Below are 21,985 nucleotides of genomic sequence, written 5' to 3' on the forward strand. Positions count from 1 at the left end.
CTGCCGGCGGTGAAACGCGCCGGCGCCACGAGTTCCGCCGCTGTCATGCCAGCTGCTCGATGGCCCCGGTGATCAGCCCGGTGACCTCCTCCGGCGAACTGGAGGCGATCGTCTTGTCCGCCACCTTCCTGCCGCGCCGCATGACGATGACGCGGTCGGCGACATCGAAGACGTCGGGCATGCGGTGGCTGATCAAGACGACGGCGATGCCCTGGTCGCGCAGATGGCGGATCAGGTTGAGCACTTCGGCGACCTGCCTGACCGAGATCGCCGCGGTCGGCTCGTCCATCAGCACGATCTTGGCTTGCGACAGCATAGTGCGGGCGATCGCTACCGCCTGGCGCTGGCCGCCCGACATCTGCTTGACGAGATCGCGCGGCCGCGTCTCGGATTTCAGTTCGGCGAAGATCTGGCCGGCGCGCTTGTACATCGAGGCGTAATCGAGGATGCGGAACGGGCCGACACCTCGGCGCAATTCGCGGCCGAGATAGACGTTGGCGGCAGCGGTCAGATTGTTGCACAACGCCAGGTCCTGGTGGACGATCTCGATGCCGTGCTGGCGCGCCTCCACCGGCTTGTGCAGGACCAGTTCCTTGTCGTCCATGCGCATGGTGCCGTGGCTCGGGCGGAAATTGCCGGCGATCATCTTGACCAGCGTCGACTTGCCGGCGCCATTGTCGCCCATCAGGCCGACCACCTGTCCGGCCTCGATCGTCAGCGACACGTCGTTGACCGCCTGGATGGCGCCGAAATGCTTCGAGATGTTGGTGAGTTCGAGAACCGCCACCCGCCTTTTGCCTCCCCGTCTTCGTCCCGCGTCTATCCGCCGATCTTCAGGACGGCGCCGCGCTAATCCCGCTCGTCCAACTCCTCCCGAGCGGCCGCGATTGGTGCATTTAGGCGAAAGCCAATAGAGGCGTCAATCAACTGCCGGATGATTAATTTCGGAGCTCGTCGAAAAATCCGTTTTGTAGGACAAATAGGAATTGACCTTGGCGGCAAGCCGATATTAGCTAGCATCGGAGGAAAAATCTGCTCTTCGTCAACCCGGCTGTCGGGTAGAGGACGGGCAAGTGAGGATCCGGCAATGCCAGCGGTCAGTCGACCCGGCTGCGGATCGGCAAATGCTTATCGGCCCGGCTTAGACACGAGCGTTCGAGGCGATCGCGTGTCCCTGGCATCCGGCCGATCGGTGTGGCGGGCACGTCGTGTTCGTCTGTTTCAAGGGAGGACTGATATGAGGAAAACACTTTTGCTTGCCGCCGTCGCCGCCATGGCGCTGGGCGCCGGGCCGGCTTTGGCCAAGAAACAGCTCGTCATTGTGGTGAAGGGTCTCGACAATCCGTTCTTCGAAGCCATCCATCAAGGCTGCGAGAAGTGGAACAAGGAAAACGCCAGCGCCGAATATGAATGCTTCTACACCGGTCCGGCTTCGACCTCGGATGAGGCCGGCGAAGCCCAGATCGTGCAGGACATGCTGAGCAAGCCCGACACGGCGGCGATGGCGATTTCGCCGTCCAACGCGCCGCTGATCGCGCAGACGATCAAGACCGCCAATCCGTCGATCCCGATCATGACCGTCGACGCCGACCTGGCCAAGGAAGATGCGGCGCTCCGCAAGACCTATCTCGGCACCGACAACTATCTGATGGGCAAGAAAATCGGCGAATACATCAAGAAGGCCAAGCCGAATGGCGGCACGATCTGCACCGTCGAAGGCAATCCTGCCGCCGACAACATCCTGCGGCGCGCGCAAGGCATGCGTGATGCGCTGTCGGGCAAGGACGGCCTGTCGGCGCTCGCCGGCGAAGGCGGCTGGACCGAGGTTGCCGGCTGCCCGGTGTTCACCAATGACGACGGCGCCAAGGGCGTTCAGGCGATGACCGACATCCTCGCCGCCAATCCGAAGCTTGACGCTTTCGGCATCATGGGCGGCTGGCCGCTGTTCGGTGCCCCGCAGCCCTATCGCGACCTGTTCAAGCCGATGGCGGAGAAGATCGCCAAGAACGAGTTCGTCATCGGCGCCGCCGATACGATCGGCGACGAAGTGGCAATCGCCAAGGACGGGCTGGTCACCGCGCTGGTCGGCCAGCGGCCGTTCGAAATGGGCTACAAGGCGCCGTCGGTGATGATGGATCTGATTGCCGGCAAGAAGGTCGACGATCCGGTCTTCACCGGCCTCGACGAATGCACCAAGGATACGGTCGATACCTGTATCCAGAGGTAGTTTCTACCCCGGGGCGCCTGGCGAAGGGCGCCCCTTTCCTTTCGCTCGGGCCATGGATGCGGCGTTTGGGATGGGCGGCAAGCCCAGCCTTTCGCACGCCCGAAATTTCAGGTCCGGCAGATGTTTGCGGAGGCTTTTTGCCCGCGACGGGAGGCACCGGAACACGGATGCCGCAGCACAAATCGAGCAAGCGCCCGGCCGAGCCGGTCCAGCCCGCCGTGCGCCGGACCGACGCGACGCGTATTGCCGGCCTCAGCGTGCATGCCTCGCTGGCCGGCGAGATCGGCCTCAGGATCGTGCGTGGCGACTATCCGCCGGGCACCATCCTGCCCAATGAAGCCAAATGGTCTGAGACCTTCAACGTCAGCCGTTCGGCGGTGCGCGAAGCGATCAAGATGCTGATGGCCAAGAGCCTGCTCGCGTCGCGGCCGAAGATCGGCAGCTGGGTCGAGCCGAGGGAGCGCTGGAACCTGCTCGACCGCGACGTGCTCGCCTGGTACGCGACCTCGCCCGACCGTGAAGTGTTCCTGAGGACGGTGCAGGAATTCCGCCACATCATCGAGCCCGAGGCTGCCGCCTTTGCCGCGGTGCGGCGCAGCGACGAGCAGATGGCCGAGATCAGCGAGGCCTGCCGCGAGATGGGCGAGGCGACGCATCTGCAGGAGCGGACGCGGGCAGACACGCGTTTCCACCTCGCCATTTTGAGAGCTTCGGGCAACGAGCTTTTGGTGCCGCTCGGCGTGCTGATCGAATCGGCGCTCGACCACCTGTTCGTCTTTGTCACGCGCGAGCATAGCGACCAGAGACGGGCGCAGGCCCTGCACGAAGCAATAGAGAGAAACGTTCGCCTGCAGCGTCCGGTTGCCGCCAGGAGCGCCGTGCACAGGCTGCTCGCCAACACCGACGAGGTGATCGAACGCTCGCGCCGCTGAGGCGAGGGCGGCTTTGCTAAGGCCTCAGATCTTCTGCTTCACACCATCCTTCGACGGCATCAGGTCGACGCCGTTCAGCTTGCCGATATGGGTGGCCAGCATCGGCACGAACTGCTCGGCAGGCCCGGCGGCGAAGGCCGTCGCAAACGAGTTCTTGGTGGCGTTGCCGAGCGGGTTGGCGATGCCGGCGGCGCCCGCCATGGATTCCAGATAGGTCAAATCCTTGAAAGCATTGGCGATGGAGAATTTGTGCGCATCGCGGTCGCCTTCCAGCGTCCAGCGCATGAAGGTCTGGTAGAAGCCGCAATCCATGCGGCCGTTGCGAATGACGCTGTCGAAGCGCGGCGGCGAGATGCCGACCTTCTGCGCCAGGGCGAGCGCCTCCGAATAGATCGCCGCGTAACCCAGCGAAATGAAATTGTTGAGCAGCTTCATGCGATGGCCGTCGCCGGTGTCGCCGATGTGGACGATGCGGCCGGCCCAGGTTTCGATCACCGGCTTCACCTTGGCAAAGACGGCGTCGGGTGCGCCGACCATGGCGTCGAGCGTGCCTTCCCAGGCCTCCTTCGGCGTGCGGCTGAGAGGAGAGTCAACATAATCAACACCAAGCGCGTTGAGTTCGGCGGCTAAAGCCACCGTAGACGTCGGATCGGATGTCGAGCAGTCGACCACCACCGAGCCCTTCTTCAGGCCTTCCTTTAGTCCGTCAGCGCCGCGGATGATCGCCTCGACCTCACGCGAGCCGGTGACGCAGATGAAGACAATGTCGGACGACGCCGCCACCTCGCGAGAGGTGGCTGCTTCCCTGGCGCCGCGGCCGAGCAGGTCGTCGGCCGGCTTGCGGTTCTTGCGGCCAAGAAAGGTCAGCGGGTAGCCCTTGTCGACGATGTTCTTGGCGATGCCGTGCCCCATCAGGCCGAGACCGATAAAGCCGATGGTTTCGCGAGCGTCGGTCGTGGTCATGTCGTTGGTCCTGTCCTTGTGATGATCGCGCCGGCGCAATCGGCCGGCGAACGATTTGCCCTGGGAGAGTTTTCGCGCATCGCCGTTGGCAGGCGATTGCGGAGCGCCATATTGTCTGACAATACACATAATCCCCAAGCGATGTGGAGAGCAAAATGACGAAGCGGATCATGTTCACCGGCGGCAGCGGCAAGGCTGGGCATCACGTCGTGCAATATCTGGTCGAGCATGGCTGCCAGGTGCTCAACATCGACACCAAACCGCTCGACAATCCGAAGGTGCGCACGCTGATCACCGACATCACCGCCAGCGGCCAGGTGTTCAACGCGCTGTCGAGCTATATGGGCCTGCACGAATTCGATCCGTCGCTGCGCGCGCAGCCGGTCGATGCCGTGGTGCATTTCGCGGCGATCCCGCGCATCATGATCACGCCCGACAACGAGGTGTTCCGCATCAATGCGATGGGCACCTATAACGTCATCGAAGCGGCGGTGAAGCTCGGCATCCGCAAGGTGATCATCGCTTCCTCGGAGACGACCTACGGGCTGGTCTTCGCCAACGAGCCACGCAATCCGACACATTTCCCGCTCGACGAGGAGTATGACGTCGACCCGATGGACAGCTATGCGCTGTCGAAGATCGTCAACGAGAAGACAGCGCGGGCCTTTGCGCTGCGCAGCGGCTTCGACATCTATGCGCTGCGCATCGGCAATGTCATCGAGCCGCATGAATATTCGCTGTTTCCGAAATGGTTCGCCGACCCGGGTTTCCGCAAGCGCATCGCCTGGAGCTATATCGACGCCCGCGACCTCGGCCAGATCACCCTGCGCGCCATCGAGAAGGACGGGCTGGGCTATCAGGTGTTCAACGCCGCCAATGACGACACGTCGTCGGACCTGCCGACGGCCGAACTGCTGAAGCGCTTCTACCCCGGGGTGCCGGTCAAGGCCGAACTCGGCGAATATGAGACGTTGCTTTCGAACCGCAAGGCGCGGGACGTGCTCGGTTTCCGGCCCGAACACAGCTGGCGCAAATACGTCAAAACGGCTTGAGAGGAGAGCGAAATCGCGCCTGAGTTGTGCACAGCCGCGCGCTCTGCTTGACAGCTTTCGAAAAGCGGACTTTCTGGAGTAATGCGGGACGCGAAGCCGAACAACGAAAAAAAGCCGACCAAAGCGGCGTCCGCCGATCGCCCGGCAGGTGTTCGCCGGCCCGGCGCACCGCGTATCCCAGGCGCCAGCGTGCACGCCTCACTGGCCAGCGAGATCGGTCTGCGGATCGTTCGCGGCGACTATCCGCCGGGCACCATCCTGCCCAATGAAGCGAAATGGTCGGAAACCTTCGACGTCAGCCGCTCGGCGGTGCGCGAAGCGATCAAGATGCTTATGGCCAAGAGCCTGCTGGCTTCGCGGCCCAAAATCGGCAGCTGGGTCGAGCCCAGGGAGCGCTGGAACCTGCTCGACCGCGATGTGCTCGCCTGGTACGCGACCTCGCCGGACCGCGAAGTGTTTTTGAGGACGGTGCAGGAATTCCGCCACATCATAGAGCCGGAGGCGACGGCATACGCGGCGATGCGGCGTACCGACGCGCAGATGGCCGAGATCAGCAAGGCCTGCCGCGAGATGGGCGAGGCAACCAATCTGCAGGAGCGGACGCGCGCCGACACGCGCTTCCACCTCGCCATTCTGAGAGCTTCGGGCAATGATCTGCTGGTGCCGCTCGGCGTCCTGATCGAATCCGCCTTCGACCATCTGTTCAGCTTCACGACACGGGAAATCGACGACCTGCAGCATGCCCAGAAGCTGCATGAGGCGATCGAGAAGAACATCCGCCTGCAGCGGCCGGGCGCGGCGCGCAACGCCGTTCGCAAGCTGCTTGCCAATACCGACGATGTCATCAAGTCGCGGTAGGCGTGTTGTTATTCAGGTGATGCCAGCCTGACCTGAACCTGGCTAGTCCTGCTTTTCGCGGCCGAAGGCGGCGCGCAGCTCGTCCTTTGCTTTTTCCAGCACCTTCTTGCGTGATTCCGGCAGGTTCTTGCCGGCGCGGTTGATGTAGAAATTCAACATCGACATGGCGGACTGGAACGGCTCGGCCTTGCGGCGGTGGCTGTGCTCGGCAGAGCGCTTGAGCGACGCGGCGATCGTCTTGGCATCGTCGGATTCGAATATGTGCTCCTCGAGGTCCAACGCATCGCTGTGCTCGGTCACGTCGGCCGACCATTTTTTCTTGGCAGTGGGCATGGTGAAACTCCTTCCTGGGGCACAACTCCGGGCGGCAGGGCGGGTTCCAGATGCTGGAGCCACGGATTTGCCGGTCTTGGCGCTGCTCGACATCGCAGATGTGCCGATACTGGTGTTGAACCGCGCTCGGACCGCGGACGGGAAACGCCTTGACGACAATTTCTGGAAACCTGGCCAGCAAATCCGGCATCGACAGCGGCTACGCATGGACGCGGCTCGCCATTTCGGTGCTGCTCGCCACGATCGGCTGTGTCGGCAGCTGGGCCGTGATCGTGGTGCTGCCCGCGGTCCAGGCCGAATTCAGCGTCGACCGCGCTGCCGCCTCGATGCCCTATACTGCGACCATGGTCGGCTTTGCCGCCGGCAATGTCCTGATCGGCCGCGTCGTCGACCGCCTTGGCTATTGGATCCCGGCGTTGTTCTCTTCGGTAGCGCTGGCCGCCGGCTTTGTGCTCGCGGCGCTGTCGCAGTCGATCCTGCAATTCGCCCTGGTCCAGGGGCTCTTCATCGGCGTCGGCACTTCGGCGATCTTCGGGCCGCTGATCGCCGACATCTCGCATTGGTTCAACCGCCGCCGCGGCGTCGCAATGACGGCGGCGGCGTCCGGCAACTATCTCGCCGGGGCCATCTGGCCGACGGCCATGCCCTATCTGATCCAGGGCCATGGCTGGCGTTTCACCTACGCGGCGATCGGCATCTTCTGCCTGGTGACCATGGTGCCGCTGGTGCTGATGCTGCGGCGCAGGGCGCCAAGGCAGATGGCGGCCGGCTCACCCGGCAGCAGGACGGTCCAACCGATCTCGCTGTCGCCGGCGGCGCTGCAAGTGCTGCTGGTCATTGCCGGCCTCGGCTGCTGCGTGGCGATGTCGATGCCGCAGGTGCATATCGTCGCTTATTGCATGGACCTTGGCTACGGCGTGGCGCATGGCGCGGACATGCTGTCGATCATGATGGCGGCGGGCGTCGTCAGCCGGCTTGCCTCCGGCTTCATCGCCGACCGGATCGGCGGCGTGAAGACGCTGCTCATCGGCTCGGTGCTGCAATGCCTGTCGCTGTTCTTCTACATCCCCTTCGATGGACTTGCCTCGCTCTACGTCGTGTCGCTGATGTTCGGGCTGTCGCAAGGCGGCATCGTGCCTTGCTATGCGATCATCGTGCGCGAATACATGCCCGCGAAAGAAGCCGGGCAGCGCATCGGCATCGTGATGATGGCGACGATTTTCGGCATGGCGCTCGGCGGCTGGATGTCAGGCTGGATCTACGATTTGACGGGCTCTTACGCCGCCGCGTTCCTCAACGGCATCGCCTGGAATCTTGTGAACATCGCCGCAATGCTTCTCCTGATGTGGAAAGCCAACCGAAGCGCGGCAGCGGTGGCCTGACGCTCGGGCTGCAAGTGTTGCCATGGCCCGTCCGCTTGACAATGGCGGGTGCCTGCGCGACCCAAGGCTAAAGCATGTCGCGTGGAAAAGGATTCACGCGCCAAGCTTTAGGTCTTTGATTTTAAGCATGTCTTTGCCGCGAACCCGCTGCACACTTTCGGGAGACATACTTTGAATGAGCCGGGTGGCGCGATGACACGGATGCCGACCTTGGTCTGCCGACCGCGCCTCGAATGCGCTGGAGCAGGGCGGTGACCAGGCCGCGTTCGCGCCGCGGCGGCGGCCGCCCGACCATTGCCGACGTGGCGCGCAAGGCCGGCGTTGGCGCCATCACCGTTTCCCGCGCCCTACGCGAGCCCGGACGGGTTTCGGAGGATCTGCGCCGGCAGATACAGGCCGCGGTCGACGAGCTCGGCTATGTTCCGGACCCCAATGCGCGCGCGCTGGCCTCGGCGCGCGCCGAGGTTTTTGGCGTGCTGGTGCCGTCGCTCACCAACAATGTCTTCGCCGAGGTGGTGCGCGGAATCTATGACAGCCTCTCGGACGGCCCGTTCCGCGTTCAGCTCGGCAACACGCATTACTCCGGCCTCGAGGAAGAGCGGCTGCTGCAGGTCTTCGGGTCGCAGCGTCCGGCGGCGCTGATCGTGGCCGGCATCGACCAGACCGCAGGATCGCGAAAGCTGCTGGAGCGCGCCGGCTGTCCGGTGGTGCAGGTGATGGAGACGGGACCCGATCCGGTCGACATGATGGTCGGCTTCTCGCATTTCGACGGCGGCCGCACGGCAACCGAGCACCTGATCGAGGTCGGTTACCGGCGCATCGGCTTCATCGGCGCGCGCATGGACCCGCGCTCGCAGCGGCGTCTTGCCGGCTACCGCGCGGCGATGGAGACGGCCGGCCTCTTCGACCCCCGTCTGATCACAACCACACCGTTGCTGTCGAGCGTCACCCTCGGCCGGGAGCTTCTGCGCGATGCATTGGCCAAGGTGCCGGCACTCGACGGCGTGTTCTGCAACAATGACGACATCGCGCTTGGCGTCCTGTTCGAATGCCACCGCGCTGCCATCGACGTGCCGAAGACGATCGGCATCATCGGCTTCAATGACCTCGACATGATGCAGGCGGCGTTTCCCTCGATTACCAGCGTTCGCACCTATCGCTACGAGATCGGCCGCCGAGCTGTAGCCATGGCGCTTGCTGCGATCGGCGGCAACAGGCCCCAGGATCGTGTCATAGACCTCGGCTTCGAACTCATGCGCCGCGAAAGCACGGCGCGCTGAGACACCGTCAATTCCATCAAAGATGATGCTTTACACTAACTGATGGTAGCGCTACCATTCGCAGGTACGATATCAGCCCGGCGGAGATCGGCGGCTGTTTATTATATATAAGCAACAGCTCAAGCTTGTTTATTATGTATAATATGATAGTTTGCTGAATTGCCTGGAAGGCACGGAAGAGGAGACAGCGGGGCGGCTTGGACCACCCGTCGAGCGCTCAAGCTGGCATGAGGGTGCCAGCGGACAGCGCGACCAACTTCAACAACAAGCAGAACTGCAATTGGGAGGAATACCGATGATCAAGTCACTCGTTGGCGGCGTCATTGCCGCCACTGCATTCGTCATGTTGAGCTCGTCGGCAATCGCCGCCGGCCCGGAAATCGTCAAGGGGCCGTCCGCCGAGCCCGACTGCTTCGCGCCCTGGGCTGCCGACACGCAGTTCTTCAAGTTCCCGAAGAAGGACGGTCCGTACCGCATCGCGCTCGCCAATGGCTATATCGCCAACACATGGCGCATCCAGATGATCCAGACGGCCAAGGCCTATGCGGCGCAGCCGGACGTTGCCAAGAAGCTGAAGGAATTCAAGGTCGTGTCGACCGGCGAGGATGTGCCGGCGCAGATTTCGGCGATCAACAACTTCATCGATTCCGGCTTCGACGCAATCGTCGTCAACGCCCAGAACCCGACAGCGTTCGGGCCCGTCATCAAGCGCGCCAAGGAAGCCGGCGTCGTGCTCGTCGCCTTCGACAACATCCTCGATACCAAGGATGCCATCAACGTCAATGTCGACCAGAAGGGGCTCGGCGAACTGTGGGGCAAATGGCTGGTCGATCATATACCAAGTGGCGGCAAGATTCTGGAAGTGCGCGGCGTTGCCGGCACGTCGGTCGATACCGATCGTCACAATGGCATCCATGAGGTACTGGACGGTTCGGGCAAGAAATGGGAAGTGACCGAAGTCGCCGGCAAGTGGGATGATCCGACCGCACAAAAGGTTACGGCTGACGCGATCGCAACCAACGGTCCCTTTGTCGGAATCACCGGCCAGGGCGGCGACACCGGCATCGTGCAGGCGATGATGGACGCCAAGCATCCGTTCGTTCCGTTCGGCGGCGAGACGGAAAACGGCTTCCGCAAATTCTGCGCAGCGCACGCGGGCGACGGGCTGAAATGCTCGTCTGCCGGCACCGGCCCGGCCCAGGTGGCGGTTGCCATCAAGACAGCGATCGCCGCGCTCGAAGGCAAGGTCGTGCCGCAGTCGGTCAAGCTGCCGCTGGCCATCGTCGAGGATCCGAACTTCAAGGCGGGTCAGGATTTCTTCCCTGATCAGTCCGACAATTTCTTCGTCGGCAACTCCTTCCCGACCTGCGGCATCAATTTCACGGCGCAGGAAATCATGGGCCAGACCAAGGAAAACAAGTAGTCTGACCGGGCCGACGCCGCGGCAAGAAGTCCGCGACGCCGGCCGCTCGACATCACTCGCGAAAACGGCCGGGGAGGGCTGATGGACGTCGCGGCTCCGCTCTTCCGCATGGAAGGCATATCCAAGCGCTATGGCGGTGTACGCGCCCTGGAAAAGGCCGACCTAACGGTTACGGCCGGCAGCATCCATGGCATCCTCGGCGAAAACGGCGCCGGCAAATCGACGCTGATCAAGGTTATGGCCGGCGTCGTCGCGCCGGACGAAGGTCACATGGCGCTCGATGGCCGCGACGTGACCTTCGCCTCGCCAGCAGCGGCAAACCAAGCCGGCATCGCCTGCATCTTCCAGGAATTGTCGCTCATCCCCGAGCTCAGCGTCGCCGACAACATCGTCATTTCCGACCCGCCGAAGCGCTTCGGCATGATCGACCGCAAGGCGCAGCGGCGCATCGCCGAACAGGCGCTGGCGCGCGCGGGCGCCTCCGACATCCATCCTTGCGCGTTGGTCAAGGACCTGCCGCTGTCGCGCCGGCAGATGGTCGAGATCGCCAAGGCGCTGGCCAGGAAACCGCGTATCCTGATCCTCGACGAGGCGACCTCGGCGCTGACGGCGGCGGATGTCGCCAAGGTCTTCGGCGTGCTGAAGCGACTGCGTGCGGAAGGGCTGGCGCTGCTCTACATCTCGCACCGCATGAACGAGATCGCCGAGCTCGCAGACCAGTGCACGGTGTTCCGCAACGGCCGCAACGTCGCCAGCTACGCCGCCGGCGCCAAGAGCGACAACGAAGTCGTCGAGCTGATGATTGGCCGTGAATACAGCCACATTTTTCCGCCGAAGCCGACCCGAGCCCAGTCCGGCGCGGTTCCGGTGCTGGAGGCACGAAATCTTTCCTGGAGCGGCCGGTTGGACAATATCTCGCTGTCGATCGGCAAAGGCGAGGTCGTCGGGCTGGGCGGCCTCGACGGGCAGGGCCAGCGCGAACTGCTGCTGGCTTTCTTCGGCGTGCTGCGCGGCCTTTCCGGCCAGATCCTGGTCGACGGCAAGCCGGTCTCGATCGGCAGCCCGTCGGACGCGAGCGGCGACCGTATCGGCATGGCGCTGATCCCCGAGGACCGCAAGACCGAGGGGCTGATGCTGCCGATGACGGTGCGCGAGAACCTTTCCTTCGCGGCGCTCGACAGGCTGTCGAAAGCAGGCGTCATCGACCGCGCCGCCGAGCAGCGGCTGATCGACGATATGGTCGGGCTGCTGGCGATCAAGACGGCGGGCCTCGACATCCCCGTCGGCGCGCTCTCCGGCGGCAACCAGCAGAAGGTGGTGATCGCCAAATGGCTGATGCGGCAGCCGCGCATCATCCTGCTCAACGATCCGACACGCGGCATCGACGTCGGCACCAAGCAGGAGCTCTACCAGTTGATGCGCAAGCTCGCGGATGCGGGTGCCGCGATCCTGTTCTATTCGACCGACTATGACGAGCTGATCGGCTGCTGCGACCGCGTGCTAGTGCTCTATGACGGCGCGGTCAAGCGGGAGCTGGTCGGCGCCGGGATCACCGAGCACGCGCTGATCGCCAGCGCGCTCAACATCCATGGCGAGGATGCCCGCTTGAGGCAAGGAGACGGCGCGTGAAGGGGGTCCCAGCGTGAAGGATTGGCACTACTGGCTCGCCGAACAACGCGGAACGCTGTTGGCTTTCGGTATCTTCATCGTCATGTTCGCCATCTACAGCGCGAACCATCCGGCCGGCTTCAGCGCCAATGTCGTGCAGACGGCCGCGAACAAGGGCGTGCTGCTTGCCTTCGTCGCCATGGCGCAGACGCTGGTGGTGATCACCGCCGGCATCGATCTTTCGGTCGGCATGATCTTCACGCTGACCAATTGCATGGCTTCCTGGCTGGTGATCGGCACCGGCCTCGAGACCACGCTCGGCGTGGTGGCGGTGCTCGGCACCGGGCTGCTTTGCGGCGCGGTCAACGGCGCCATCGTCATCTACGGGCGGCTGCAGCCGATCGTCGCCACCATCGCCACGGGCGCTGTCTATTTCGGGCTGGCGCTTTTGCTGCGACCGGTTCCCGGCGGGTCGGTCAATGAGGACCTTGCCGATTTCCTGACCGGCCGCTTCTTCGGCGTAGTGCCGGCGAGCCTGGTTGCGCTGCTCGCCGTCGTGCTCGTCGTATGGGTGCCGTTCAGCCGCTCCGAGCTCGGCCGTGCCGCCTATGCGGCGGGCTCGTCGGAGACGGCGGCCTATATGTCGGGCGTGCCGATCCGCAGGGGCAAGTTCCTGGCCTACGCGCTTGCCGGACTGCTCGCGGCGATCGGCGGCCTGTTCCTGACCTTCTTCACCTATACGGGCGAAGCGGCCTATGCGAGCGGCAATGCCTATACGCTGTTCTCCATCGCCGCGGTCGTGCTCGGCGGCGTTTCGCTGTTCGGCGGCAAGGGCAGCGCCATCGGCGCGATCTTCGGTGCGCTTGCCTTCCGCACCATCGGCGACCTTCTGTTCGTCTTCGATTTCGATCCGCTCTGGCAGCCGCTGTTTCAGGGCGTTATCCTGTTGATCGCGGTCAGCCTCGGCGCCTTCGCGCTGTTTCGGGTTCGCAACCGGCTGGAGTGGTTCCTGTGAGCGAAACGACGCTTGGCGGCATCGCCGGCCGCATGCCGAAATTCATCCGCCGCGCCGACCCGGCTGTGGTCACCGCCTTTGCCTGCATCGTGCTGCTGCTCTTGCTCGGCAGCCTCTATTCTCGCAGCTTCCTGTCGCCCGAATATCTGCTGCAGCAGCTCAAGGTCGCCGCGTTCCTCGGCGTCATCGCCACCGGCATGATGCTGGTCATCCTGCTCGGTCAGATCGACCTGTCGGTGCCATGGTCGGTGGCAACGGGCGCCATGATGGCATGTGCCGCCGCGGCCTATGGTCCGGTCGGCGTCGCCCTCGCCATCCCGTTCGGCATCCTGTGCGGCGTCGTGATCGGCATCGTCAACGGCGTCGGCGTCGCCTACCTGCGCATTCCCTCGATGATCATCACGTTAGCCACCAATGCCGTCGCGCAAGGGTTGATGGTGGTCTATACGGGCGGGTTCTCGCCGCAGGATTCGGCGACAGCGGCGATGCGCTATCTGGCGACCGGCTTTACCATTCCGGGGGTGCCCAATGCCGTCATCATCTGGGCGCTGATAGGGGCTGCGATGGTTTTCGTGCTGACCCGCACCAGCTTCGGCCGGGCGGTCTACGGCATCGGCAACCGCGAGCGCGCCGCCTATCTCTCCGGCATCGACACGCGCCGCGTCGTGATGATCGCCTTTGCGGTGTCGGGCGGGCTCTCGGCCTTCGGCGGAGTGCTCTTGGCGGGCTATGCCTCGAAGGCCGCACAGTCGATGGGCGATGCCTATCTCTTGCCGTCGATCGCCGCGGTGGTGCTCGGCGGCACCTCGATCCTCGGCGGGCGCGGGTCCTATCTCGGCACGGTCGCCGGAGTCATCCTGATCACGCTCTTACAGTCGATCCTCTCGGTCCTGCAGATGCCTGAGGCGGGGCGGCAGATCATCTACGGCGTCGTCATCGTCGCCATGCTTTTGCTCTACGGCCGCGCGCCGGCAAGCCGCTGACCATGGATGACAAGGCGGCAAGACCGCAGCCTGCGGAGGCTCGCATGAACGACGTCCGGTCGGCTCCGGCCATCGTGGTGATGGGCGTTGCCGGCTGCGGCAAGTCGGTCGTCGGCGAGGCGCTGGCCAGGGCGCTGGGCGCGGACTTCGTCGAAGGCGACAGGCTGCACCCGCCTGAAAACGTCGCCCGTATGGCAAGCGGCCAAGCGCTGAACGATGCCATGCGCGAAGGCTGGCTCGACGCTATCGGCGAGCGCACCGCTGCTTCCGTCACTGGGGGCCGAAAAGTGGTTGCCGCGTGCTCGGCGCTGAAGCGCAGCTATCGCAACCGGCTGCGCGGCTTTTCTCCCGGCGTTGTCTTTCTCTACCTGAAGATCGACCGCGAGGCTGCCTGGGGCCGGGTTGCGAGCCGCAAGGGTCATTTCATGCCGGCGAGCCTGGTCGACAGCCAGTTCGCGATCCTCGAAGAGCCGGCCGACGACGAGCGGGCGGTGACCGCGGACGCGACGCGTAGTGTCGCCGAGATCGTCACGAAAGCACTTGGTTAGCCAACATCATTGCCGAGTTCGGATTCATCCGGCCGCTCGGTGAGCCGGTTGGCGCCCGACCAGGACATCATCTGCTCCGGATGCAGCATCAGCGCTTCCAGAATGCGGTCGCGCTTGAGCAGGATGTAGCCCGCCTGCAGACCGAGATTCTTTGCCGCTGTTTCCTTTGCCGGCCGGGATGCGGGCTCGCCTGTGCCTGGCTTCAGTTCAGGGCTGACGATCGCCCGGTATTCACGAAACGGCACCGTCTCCAACGTCGCCATGGCAAACAGCGCCGCGCCGCCCCGCGCCGCGAAGTTTGCCGGCGCCGAGGCAAGATGCGTCCAGCCCCGTTCGCCGATGGCGGCCTCGGTGAAGGTGGAGCCGGCATGGATGGTGTTGGTCATCAGCACGACGCCATTCCCCTTCAGGATCTTCTGGATGCGCGTCGTGACCTGGTAGGCATCGGCACGCTCGAAGACGATGCGGCTTTTCAGGAAGCGGTTCTCGACCTTGACCAGCGGCGGGTTGAGCACATGCAGGCCGAACTTGCTCTCCGAGAAACCGTGGAAGTTGACGCTCACCTGATGCGCTTCGACGCCAGCCTCGAAGAGCGCGCGTTTGCCGATGATGGTCTGGGAGGTGAACTGATCGCACCAGACAATGGCGCCGCGGCCGCGCCGCAAGGCTTCGCGCAGACCGTCGAGGCCTTCCAGCCGGATGGACGGCAACCAGCGCCGGCCAGGCACGAGATGGGCGGCGAGGATCAGCCGGCGGCGGTGGGCGGCGGCGAGATGGCCCTTGAAAAGGTCTTGCGCATCGATGCCGTGGCCGAGCACCGCTTGTGTCGCGGCGGCGTAGCGCGCGAAGTCCTTGCGGAAATGCCGTTTGCGCCTCAGTGTCGAGACAAAGGTGCAAATCGGCGCCCACCAGGCCACCGGCAGAAGCGCCGCCACGCCGAGATAGAAGCCGAACAGCAGGCTTTCGCGCAGGTCCCTGTTGGAGAAGCCGCGCAACTTGCCCGGACGGACCAGCTTGCGGCTGAAGAAGCGGACGGATTCGCCGCGCTCCGGCACCAGCACATCAGCGATGATTTCGGTGTGATAGATGCTGGCGGAGGATGGCTTCCGCTTGGCTTTGCGCGAATTACCAAGCCAAGGCAGCCTCATGCGTCAGAGCCCTGTTGCATCGTCTTCAGCGCTTTACCGGGTCCGCCGCTGACGCGCAACCGGCGGGGTCGGACAGGCGACTTTAAAGCATGTCGCGTGAAGGGTCACGCAACATGCTTTAAGCCTTTGATCTTAAGCATGTCTTTGTCCCGAAATCGCTGCACACTTTCGGGAGATATGCTTTAGATCTGCGAGGTCAGTTCGGCCGGGAAATCGTCGTTGTCGGCGTCGCGCATGGCGGCGAGGCTGCGATTGTCGAGCACCTCGGCGATCGCCTGGCGCACTTCCAGCATCATATGGCGGACCTGGCACGTCGCCTCGTCGCAATCCTCGCAGCGCTGGTACTGAGTGCGGCTGGCGCAGGGGATCGGCGCCAGCGGGCCGTCGAGGACGCGCACGACATGGCCGATCTTGATCTCCGAAGCGGGGCGGGCGAGGCGATAGCCGCCTTCCTTGCCCTTGCGGCTCTGGACGAAGCCGGCATTGCGCAGTTCGCCAAGGATGGCATCCAGGAATTTCTTCGGGATATTGTTGGCGACGGCGATGTCGTTGACGAATGCAAGCTGGCCAGCCGGCAGGCCGGAAAGATGCACGAGGGCCTTGAGGCCGTATTTGCCTTTTTTGGTCAGCATGCCCGATTCAGTTTCATCAAACCCCAATCGCCTGCATCTGGCGGTTGTTTGTGTGCAAATCATGACAGTTCGGCCGCCGAGGGCCGTTTGGCCCAACAATTTGCCGGTGCAGCTTAGGCGCAAACGCGTTGATTCTTCGTAACGTTTTTCACGTTGGCGGCGATGGCTTCGCCGGCAAAGGGTGACGGGTTCGTCAATGCAGAAAGCCGGCAAAACCCGGCTTGCTTGCTCTTCGTAATTGCCGGGATATTCCGCATCTTGAATTGTGGAGCCGAATGGCATATACAATTGGCATATACAAACGGGAGCCGTCATGCCTCAGCGCCATCATTCAACACCGCCGAAGGAAGCCAAGTTGTTCCGCAACAACCGCAGTCAGGCGGTACGCATTCCTGTTGAGTTCGAACTTCCCGGGGACAAGGTTCTGATCAGCCGAGACGGCGAGCGCCTCATCATCGGGCCGGTCCGCAAACCCGGCATTGTCGCGTTGCTCGCCCAATGGGCGAAAGAGCCTCCGCTTGGTCCTGAGGAAGACTTTCCCGAGATCGATGATGTGCCTATCAAGCCCGAGGACATCTTTTGATGCGCTTCATGCTGGATACCAACATCATCAGCGACATAATCCGAAATCCGGCCGGCAAAGCCGCCGGTGCGGTGGCTCGCGAGGGAGATAGCGCCGTGTGCACCAGCATCGTGGTTGCCTCGGAACTGCGTTATGGTTGTGCCCGCAAGGGATCGGCCAAGCTGCTCGCGAAGGTCGAGGAACTACTGGCGGAGGTTCCCGTCTTGCCTCTCGATGTGCCGTCGGATGCCAAATACGGCGCACTTCGTGCCGACCTGGAAGCCAGCGGTCAGATCATCGGCCATAATGACCTTTTCATAGCTGCGCATGCCTGCACATTGGGCGTCACGCTGGTGACGGCCAACATCGGGGAATTCAGCCGGATCAAAGATTTGAAAGTCGAGAACTGGTTGGAGTAGCGCCGAGGATCAGGCCGCCGGAAAAAGCTTCCAGCGCCGCGGCCGGAACGCCACGCGGCTTTTTTGCGCCGCTGGATGGTCGACCGGCAGTTCGATCTCGACGCGCTGGCGCTCGCCGCCGATCTCAAGCTCGACCCGCCTGGTGCCGGCGACGCGGCGGCTGGCGGCAACCGTGCCGGCGATGCAGCCGCTGCAGCCGTCGAGCAGTTCGACGTCGTGCGGGCGGAAGTGGAGCAGCGCTTCGCCGGACGGCGCGTGCGGCGCCTGCAGGCCGATCGGCCGGTCGGCGATCCAGATCTCGCCATTCTCGACCCTGACCGGCAGCGAACTCGATTCACCGATGAAGGAATAGACGAAGGGCGAGTTCGGCGTGTCGTAGATCTCGTCGGCGGAGCCGACCTGCTCGATGCGGCCCTGGCTCATCACCACGACGCGGTCGGCAAGCTCGAGTGCTTCTTCCTGGTCGTGGGTGACGAAGACGGTAGTGTGGCCGGTGCGGTCGTGGATCTCGCGCAACCAGCGTCGCAGCTCGCGCCGCACCTGGGCGTCGAGCGCACCGAACGGCTCGTCGAGCAGCAGCACCCTGGGCTCGATCGCCATGGCGCGGGCGAGCGCCACGCGCTGGCGCTGGCCGCCGGAGAGCTGCGCCGGATAGCGCTTTTCCAGTCCCGTGAGCTGGACGAGGTCGAGGAGCTCGGAGGCGCGGCGGCGGATCTCCTGGGCGGAGGGACGTGCCGCACCGTGCCGGACCTTCAGGCCGAAGCCGATATTGTCGGCCACCGTCATGTGGCGGAACAGCGCGTAGTGCTGGAAGACGAAGCCGACATTGCGCTCCTGGATCGACTTCTGCGAGGCGTCCTCGTCGCCGAAGAAGATTTTTCCCCGCGTCGGCCGTTCGAGCCCCGCGATCAGCCTGAGCAGCGTCGTCTTGCCGGAGCCGGACGGTCCAAGCAGCGCGATAAGCTCGCCCGACTTGATGTCGAGCGAGACGTCACGGAGGGCCGGAAACCGCTCAAACTCCTTGCGCACGTTGGCAACGCGAACTTCCATTTACAAACCTTTTAGTTGATGCACGGCGTACGCATTCAATGTCCGCGCGTCGCGGCGATTTCGGCGCCGTAGCGCATCTCGAGAAGTGTTTTCAAGACCAGCGTCACCAGCGCCAGGCCGGCCAGCAGCGAAGCCACGGCGAAGGCGCCGACGGCGTTGTATTCGTTGTAGAGGATTTCGACGTGCAGCGGCATGGTGTTGGTCAGCCCGCGTATGTGGCCCGACACGACCGAGACCGCGCCGAATTCGCCCATCGAGCGCGCATTGCATAGCAGCACGCCGTACAGGAGCCCCCATTTGACGTTGGGCAGCGTCACATACCAGAAGGTCTGCCAGCCATTGGCGCCGAGCGAGAGCGCCGCCTCCTCGTCGCCATTGCCCTGTTCCTGCATCAGCGGGATCAATTCGCGGGCGACGAACGGGAAAGTGACGAAGATGGTGGCAAGCACGATGCCGGGCACGGCGAACAAAATCTGGATGCCGTGCGCCTTCAGCCATTCGCCGAGCAACCCTTGAGCACCGAACAGAAGCACATAGACCAAGCCGGAAATAACCGGCGAGACCGAGAAGGGCAGGTCGATCAGCGTCGTCAGAAACGCCTTGCCCTTGAATTCGAACTTGGCGATCGCCCAGGCCGCCGAGATGCCGAAGACGACGTTGAGCGGCACCGAGATGGCCGCCACCAGCAGGGTAAGGCGGATCGCCGAACCGGTGTCGGGGCTGGAGAGCGCTTCCGTGTAGGCGCCGATGCCCTTGGCCAGCGCCTCGTGGAAAACCACGATCAACGGCAGAAGCAGGAATATGGCGAGGAAGGCGAAGGCGATTGCCATCAGCACGGCCTTCACCGGCCGGCTTTCGGTCACCGCCGCCGACTGGCTCTCGTGGTGCGGCTCGTAGGATTTGATCTCGGGATCAGCCATAGCGCTTGCGGCTCCATGTCTGCGCCAGATTGATGACCAGCAGCATGACGAAGGACAAAAGCAGCATGATCGCCGCGATCGCGGTCGCCGCCGGGTAATTGTATTCCTCCAGCCGGATGACGATCAGCAACGGCGCGATCTCGGATTTGTAGGGCAGATTGCCGGCAATGAAGATGACCGAGCCGTATTCGCCGACGCCGCGCGCGAAGGCGAGCGCAAAGCCGGTGGTGATGGCCGGCGCCAGCCCCGGAAAGAGCACGCGGGTGATGATCTGGAAGCGATTGGCGCCAAGCGTGGCGGCCGCTTCTTCCACTTCCTTGTCGATCTCCTCCATGATCGGCTGCACGGTGCGCACGACGAAGGGCAGGCCGATGAAGATCAGCGCGATAACGATGCCGAGCGGCGTGTAGGCGACCTTGATGCCGAGCGGCGCCAGCAGATAGCCGATCCAGCCGTTCGGCGCGTAGAGCGTGGTCAGCGCGATGCCGGCGACCGCGGTTGGCAGCGCAAAAGGCAGATCGACCATGGCATCGACGATGCGGCGGCCGGGAAAACGATAACGCACCAGCACCCAGGCGACGAGGGTGCCGAAGACGACATTGACCGCGGCGGCGATGGCGGCGGCGCCGAAGCTGATCTGAAGCGCGCCGAGGGTGCGGCGGTCGGTGGCGATCGCCGAGAATTCGGTCCAGCCGAGCGCGGCCGAGCGCCAGACCAGCCCCGACAAGGGGATGAGAATAATGAGCGTCAGGTAGGCAAGCGAGAAGCCGAGCGTCAATCCGAAACCCGGAACGACGCTCGGCTGTCTGAACCGCCACCCCGCTCGCGCGGGTGTTGTGGTCATAGAATTCTGGATCGTCCCTTCTTATTCAAACCGGAATGACTTGGCAGTCGTTCAGCCGGCATTCCCGATCGGGTCAACCGGGCCTTCGGGGGTCTTACTGGGCGGATCTCACTGGGCTGGCTGGTAGATCTGGTCGAATATGCCGCCGTCGCCGAAATGGTAAGGTTGTGCCTTCTTCCAGCCGCCGAAAAGCGGATCGTCGATCGAGATCAGCTTGATATCGGGCGTCTTGGGCAGATCTTCCGGCGCCACCAGCTCGGGCTTGGCCGGACGATAGTGGTTCCTGGCGATGATCGTCTGCCCTTCCTTTGAGTAAAGCCAGCCGAGATACGCTTCGGCCACCTTGCGCGTGCCCTTGGCGTCGACATTGGCGTCGACAACAGCCACCGGCGGCTCGGCCAGGATCGAGGTTGGTGGATAGACGAGGTCGAAATTGTCGGCGCCGAACTCGTCAAGCGCCAGATAGGCGTCGTTTTCCCAGGCAATCAGCACGTCGCCCAGGCCCTTCTGCGCGAAAGTCACGGTCGAGCCACGCGCGCCGGTGTCGAGCACCGGAGCGTTGGCGTAGAGCTTGCCGACGAATTCCTTGTTCTTGGCCTCGTCGCCGCCGTCATGGGCGTTGGCGTAGGCCCAGGCGGCAAGATAATTCCAGCGCGCGCCTCCGGACGTCTTCGGGTTCGGCGTGATCACTTGCACGCCATCCTTCACCAGATCGTTCCAGTCGTGGATGCCCTTGGGATTGCCCTTGCGCACGAGGAAGATGATGGTCGAGGTGTAAGGAGCTGAATTGTTTTCGAATTTCTTGCGCCAGTCGGGATTGATCTTCTTCGACTTGTCGACGATGGCGTTGATGTCGCCCTCGAGCGCCAGCGTCACCACGTCGGCGTCGAGACCGTCGATGACCGCGCGGGCCTGGGCGCCCGATCCGCCATGCGACTGCTGGATGGTGACGGTCTCGCCGGTCTCGGCTTTCCAGTGCGCGGCGAAGGCCTCGTCATAGGCCTTGTAGAGTTCACGTGTCGGGTCATAGGACACATTGAGGATGGTTGTGTCGGCAAAAGCGAAGCCCAACGTGCCGAACTGGACAGATGCGGCGACCAGCGCGCCGAGCAGTTTCCTGAAATGAGGTTTGGTCATTTCCGTCTCCGTTGAACTGCACGAACTCTACCGAGTTTATAGAATTTAGATGCATTCGAATGTTGCCTTTTTCATCTCCTTGAAGCAATTTTTCGCCGAGCAGCCGGTCAAGGAGGAAATATTTTCCTCAAAACGACACCGGCTACTCCGCGTCAGCGGGCCTAACTAGAAGCGGCCTGTGTGCGGGCAAGCCCTACGCAGGCCGAAACCTACTTGGCGGTCGCCGCTTTCTGGACGTTGGGGACCGCCTTTGCCGCCTGTCGGGTCAGGATGCAGACCAGCGCGTGATAGCCGCCGGCCTTGCGACGCGGGAATTTTCGAGGCTGGCATAGTGGATGTTCTGGCGAATGGTGGGATCGACATCGGCGAGCCTGACGAAGCCGGCGGGCAGGGGATTGGCACGGGCTGGGGGAGGGATCGCGATTGTTAGCGCAAGCGCTGCGAAGAATGCTTCCAAAGATTGGCGCGAGGCCCCCCTCTCTGGCCTGCCGGCCATCTCCCCCTCAAGGGGGGAGATCAGCAGCTTCGGTGTCGCGCTCAACCTTTGACGGTTGGCGAAAACGGATGCGAAATCCAATCTCCCCCCTTGAGGGGGAGATGCCCGGCAGGGCAGAGAGGGGGGCCTCGCGCCGGGCTTCAGCCCAAAAAGCGCAATCCCCTGAATCGCTT

Annotated in this window: 23 protein-coding genes; 13 read left to right on the forward strand and 10 right to left on the reverse strand. The window is 63.5% G+C overall.

Translation table 11 applies throughout. The features are described from left to right. Window positions 1-43: 43 nt before the first annotated feature. Window positions 44-787: an ATP-binding cassette domain-containing protein gene (locus FJ974_RS12370; RefSeq protein ID WP_140535167.1), complete on the reverse strand. Its 744-nt coding sequence runs from the start codon at window positions 785-787 to the stop codon at window positions 44-46. Between the two features lie 450 nt (window positions 788-1,237). On the opposite strand from FJ974_RS12370, the gene FJ974_RS12375 reads away from it, so the two are divergent. Together FJ974_RS12375 and FJ974_RS12380 are read left to right on the forward strand one after the other, a co-directional pair. Further along, complete coding sequence (locus FJ974_RS12375; RefSeq protein ID WP_140535170.1) at window positions 1,238-2,227, forward strand: sugar-binding protein; 990 nt, start codon at window positions 1,238-1,240, stop codon at window positions 2,225-2,227. 167 nt (window positions 2,228-2,394) lie between these two features. Continuing rightward, window positions 2,395-3,159, forward strand: coding sequence for a FadR/GntR family transcriptional regulator (locus FJ974_RS12380; protein WP_140535173.1), 765 nt, complete (start codon window positions 2,395-2,397; stop codon window positions 3,157-3,159). 24 nt (window positions 3,160-3,183) lie between these two features. On the opposite strand, the gene FJ974_RS12385 is transcribed toward FJ974_RS12380, so the two are convergent. Then, on the reverse strand, window positions 3,184-4,122 hold the full coding sequence (locus tag FJ974_RS12385) for an NAD(P)-dependent oxidoreductase (protein ID WP_140535176.1): 939 nt from the start codon (window positions 4,120-4,122) through the stop codon (window positions 3,184-3,186). A 155-nt stretch (window positions 4,123-4,277) separates the two neighbouring features. Between FJ974_RS12385 and FJ974_RS12390 the strand changes: the two genes are divergently transcribed. Further along, entirely contained in the window at window positions 4,278-5,174 is an 897-nt protein-coding gene (locus FJ974_RS12390; RefSeq protein WP_140535179.1) for an NAD-dependent epimerase/dehydratase family protein, read from the forward strand. A gap of 81 nt (window positions 5,175-5,255) precedes the next feature. Further along, complete coding sequence (locus FJ974_RS12395; protein WP_140535182.1) at window positions 5,256-6,032, forward strand: FadR/GntR family transcriptional regulator; 777 nt, start codon at window positions 5,256-5,258, stop codon at window positions 6,030-6,032. A gap of 42 nt (window positions 6,033-6,074) precedes the next feature. Here the strand turns inward: FJ974_RS12395 and FJ974_RS12400 are convergent, their stop codons facing one another. Beyond that, window positions 6,075-6,365, reverse strand: a complete 291-nt coding sequence (locus FJ974_RS12400; RefSeq protein WP_140535185.1) for a DUF3175 domain-containing protein — start codon at window positions 6,363-6,365, stop codon at window positions 6,075-6,077. Window positions 6,366-6,514: 149 nt separating this feature from the next. On the opposite strand from FJ974_RS12400, the gene FJ974_RS12405 reads away from it, so the two are divergent. The 7 genes from FJ974_RS12405 to FJ974_RS12435 all read left to right on the forward strand — a co-directional run bounded on the left by FJ974_RS12405 (window position 6,515) and on the right by FJ974_RS12435 (window position 14,604). Further along, window positions 6,515-7,747: an MFS transporter gene (locus FJ974_RS12405; RefSeq protein WP_181177197.1), complete on the forward strand. Its 1,233-nt coding sequence runs from the start codon at window positions 6,515-6,517 to the stop codon at window positions 7,745-7,747. 251 nt (window positions 7,748-7,998) lie between these two features. Then, entirely contained in the window at window positions 7,999-9,027 is a 1,029-nt protein-coding gene (locus FJ974_RS12410; protein WP_140535187.1) for a LacI family DNA-binding transcriptional regulator, read from the forward strand. Window positions 9,028-9,322: 295 nt separating this feature from the next. After that, a complete protein-coding gene (locus FJ974_RS12415; protein ID WP_140535190.1) occupies window positions 9,323-10,450 on the forward strand; it encodes a sugar ABC transporter substrate-binding protein in 1,128 nt (375 codons plus the stop codon). Window positions 10,451-10,531: 81 nt separating this feature from the next. Next, window positions 10,532-12,079 (forward strand): sugar ABC transporter ATP-binding protein, encoded by a 1,548-nt coding sequence (locus FJ974_RS12420; RefSeq protein WP_140535193.1) that lies wholly within the window; start codon window positions 10,532-10,534, stop codon window positions 12,077-12,079. Window positions 12,080-12,092: 13 nt separating this feature from the next. Continuing rightward, entirely contained in the window at window positions 12,093-13,073 is a 981-nt protein-coding gene (locus tag FJ974_RS12425) for an ABC transporter permease (protein ID WP_140535196.1), read from the forward strand. Next, window positions 13,070-14,056: an ABC transporter permease gene (locus FJ974_RS12430; RefSeq protein ID WP_140535198.1), complete on the forward strand. Its 987-nt coding sequence runs from the start codon at window positions 13,070-13,072 to the stop codon at window positions 14,054-14,056. The genes FJ974_RS12425 and FJ974_RS12430 overlap by 4 nt, the downstream gene beginning before the upstream one ends. Before the next feature lie 44 nt (window positions 14,057-14,100). Then, window positions 14,101-14,604, forward strand: a complete 504-nt coding sequence (locus FJ974_RS12435) for a gluconokinase (RefSeq protein ID WP_226891584.1) — start codon at window positions 14,101-14,103, stop codon at window positions 14,602-14,604. Here the strand turns inward: FJ974_RS12435 and FJ974_RS12440 are convergent. Beyond that, the gene (locus FJ974_RS12440) at window positions 14,601-15,752 is read right to left on the reverse strand and encodes a hypothetical protein (RefSeq protein WP_140535204.1); all 1,152 of its coding nucleotides are present in this window, start codon (window positions 15,750-15,752) and stop codon (window positions 14,601-14,603) included. The two genes, FJ974_RS12435 and FJ974_RS12440, sit on opposite strands and share 4 nt — an antisense overlap. Window positions 15,753-15,934: 182 nt before the next feature. Beyond that, window positions 15,935-16,384, reverse strand: a complete 450-nt coding sequence (locus FJ974_RS12445; RefSeq protein WP_040984137.1) for an RrF2 family transcriptional regulator — start codon at window positions 16,382-16,384, stop codon at window positions 15,935-15,937. Between the two features lie 313 nt (window positions 16,385-16,697). On the opposite strand from FJ974_RS12445, the gene FJ974_RS12450 reads away from it, so the two are divergent. Beyond that, complete coding sequence (locus tag FJ974_RS12450; protein WP_140535207.1) at window positions 16,698-16,967, forward strand: antitoxin; 270 nt, start codon at window positions 16,698-16,700, stop codon at window positions 16,965-16,967. Continuing rightward, window positions 16,967-17,365, forward strand: a complete 399-nt coding sequence (locus FJ974_RS12455; protein ID WP_140535209.1) for a type II toxin-antitoxin system VapC family toxin — start codon at window positions 16,967-16,969, stop codon at window positions 17,363-17,365. The genes FJ974_RS12450 and FJ974_RS12455 overlap by 1 nt, the downstream gene beginning before the upstream one ends. Window positions 17,366-17,374: 9 nt before the next feature. Here the strand turns inward: FJ974_RS12455 and FJ974_RS12460 are convergent, their stop codons facing one another. The 5 genes from FJ974_RS12460 to FJ974_RS12480 all read right to left on the reverse strand — a co-directional run bounded on the left by FJ974_RS12460 (window position 17,375) and on the right by FJ974_RS12480 (window position 21,893). Next, complete coding sequence (locus FJ974_RS12460) at window positions 17,375-18,415, reverse strand: sulfate/molybdate ABC transporter ATP-binding protein (RefSeq protein WP_140535212.1); 1,041 nt, start codon at window positions 18,413-18,415, stop codon at window positions 17,375-17,377. A gap of 35 nt (window positions 18,416-18,450) precedes the next feature. Then, window positions 18,451-19,335 (reverse strand): sulfate ABC transporter permease subunit CysW, encoded by an 885-nt coding sequence (gene cysW, locus FJ974_RS12465; RefSeq protein WP_140535215.1) that lies wholly within the window; start codon window positions 19,333-19,335, stop codon window positions 18,451-18,453. Next, window positions 19,328-20,179 carry a sulfate ABC transporter permease subunit CysT gene (gene cysT / locus FJ974_RS12470; protein ID WP_140535217.1) on the reverse strand — a complete coding sequence of 284 codons (852 nt, stop codon included), beginning with the start codon at window positions 20,177-20,179 and terminating at the stop codon, window positions 19,328-19,330. The genes cysW and cysT overlap by 8 nt, the downstream gene beginning before the upstream one ends. Before the next feature lie 108 nt (window positions 20,180-20,287). Continuing rightward, entirely contained in the window at window positions 20,288-21,316 is a 1,029-nt protein-coding gene (locus FJ974_RS12475) for a sulfate ABC transporter substrate-binding protein (protein ID WP_140535220.1), read from the reverse strand. Window positions 21,317-21,581: 265 nt separating this feature from the next. Then, complete coding sequence (locus FJ974_RS12480; RefSeq protein ID WP_181177200.1) at window positions 21,582-21,893, reverse strand: hypothetical protein; 312 nt, start codon at window positions 21,891-21,893, stop codon at window positions 21,582-21,584. Window positions 21,894-21,985: the final 92 nt, after the last annotated feature.

The sequence above is a fragment of the Mesorhizobium sp. B1-1-8 genome (genome assembly GCF_006442795.2).
In the GTDB taxonomy this organism is placed as follows: Bacteria; Pseudomonadota; Alphaproteobacteria; order Rhizobiales; family Rhizobiaceae; genus Mesorhizobium.

Bases quoted from the DNA above. Each gene is read 5' to 3' on its own strand.
- cysW (WP_140535215.1), bottom strand. From the start codon at position 19,335: ATGGCTGATCCCGAGATCAAATCCTACGAGCCGCACCACGAGAGCCAG.
- FJ974_RS12420 (WP_140535193.1), top strand. From the start codon at position 10,532: ATGGACGTCGCGGCTCCGCTCTTCCGCATGGAAGGCATATCCAAGCGC.
- FJ974_RS12475 (WP_140535220.1), bottom strand. From the start codon at position 21,316: ATGACCAAACCTCATTTCAGGAAACTGCTCGGCGCGCTGGTCGCCGCA.
- FJ974_RS12440 (WP_140535204.1), bottom strand. From the start codon at position 15,752: ATGAGGCTGCCTTGGCTTGGTAATTCGCGCAAAGCCAAGCGGAAGCCA.
- FJ974_RS12390 (WP_140535179.1), top strand. From the start codon at position 4,278: ATGACGAAGCGGATCATGTTCACCGGCGGCAGCGGCAAGGCTGGGCAT.
- FJ974_RS12385 (WP_140535176.1), bottom strand. From the start codon at position 4,122: ATGACCACGACCGACGCTCGCGAAACCATCGGCTTTATCGGTCTCGGC.
- FJ974_RS12380 (WP_140535173.1), top strand. From the start codon at position 2,395: ATGCCGCAGCACAAATCGAGCAAGCGCCCGGCCGAGCCGGTCCAGCCC.
- FJ974_RS12415 (WP_140535190.1), top strand. From the start codon at position 9,323: ATGATCAAGTCACTCGTTGGCGGCGTCATTGCCGCCACTGCATTCGTC.
- cysT (WP_140535217.1), bottom strand. From the start codon at position 20,179: ATGACCACAACACCCGCGCGAGCGGGGTGGCGGTTCAGACAGCCGAGC.
- FJ974_RS12395 (WP_140535182.1), top strand. From the start codon at position 5,256: ATGCGGGACGCGAAGCCGAACAACGAAAAAAAGCCGACCAAAGCGGCG.
- FJ974_RS12445 (WP_040984137.1), bottom strand. From the start codon at position 16,384: ATGCTGACCAAAAAAGGCAAATACGGCCTCAAGGCCCTCGTGCATCTT.
- FJ974_RS12450 (WP_140535207.1), top strand. From the start codon at position 16,698: ATGCCTCAGCGCCATCATTCAACACCGCCGAAGGAAGCCAAGTTGTTC.
- FJ974_RS12455 (WP_140535209.1), top strand. From the start codon at position 16,967: ATGCGCTTCATGCTGGATACCAACATCATCAGCGACATAATCCGAAAT.
- FJ974_RS12460 (WP_140535212.1), bottom strand. From the start codon at position 18,415: ATGGAAGTTCGCGTTGCCAACGTGCGCAAGGAGTTTGAGCGGTTTCCG.
- FJ974_RS12435 (WP_226891584.1), top strand. From the start codon at position 14,101: ATGAACGACGTCCGGTCGGCTCCGGCCATCGTGGTGATGGGCGTTGCC.
- FJ974_RS12400 (WP_140535185.1), bottom strand. From the start codon at position 6,365: ATGCCCACTGCCAAGAAAAAATGGTCGGCCGACGTGACCGAGCACAGC.
- FJ974_RS12375 (WP_140535170.1), top strand. From the start codon at position 1,238: ATGAGGAAAACACTTTTGCTTGCCGCCGTCGCCGCCATGGCGCTGGGC.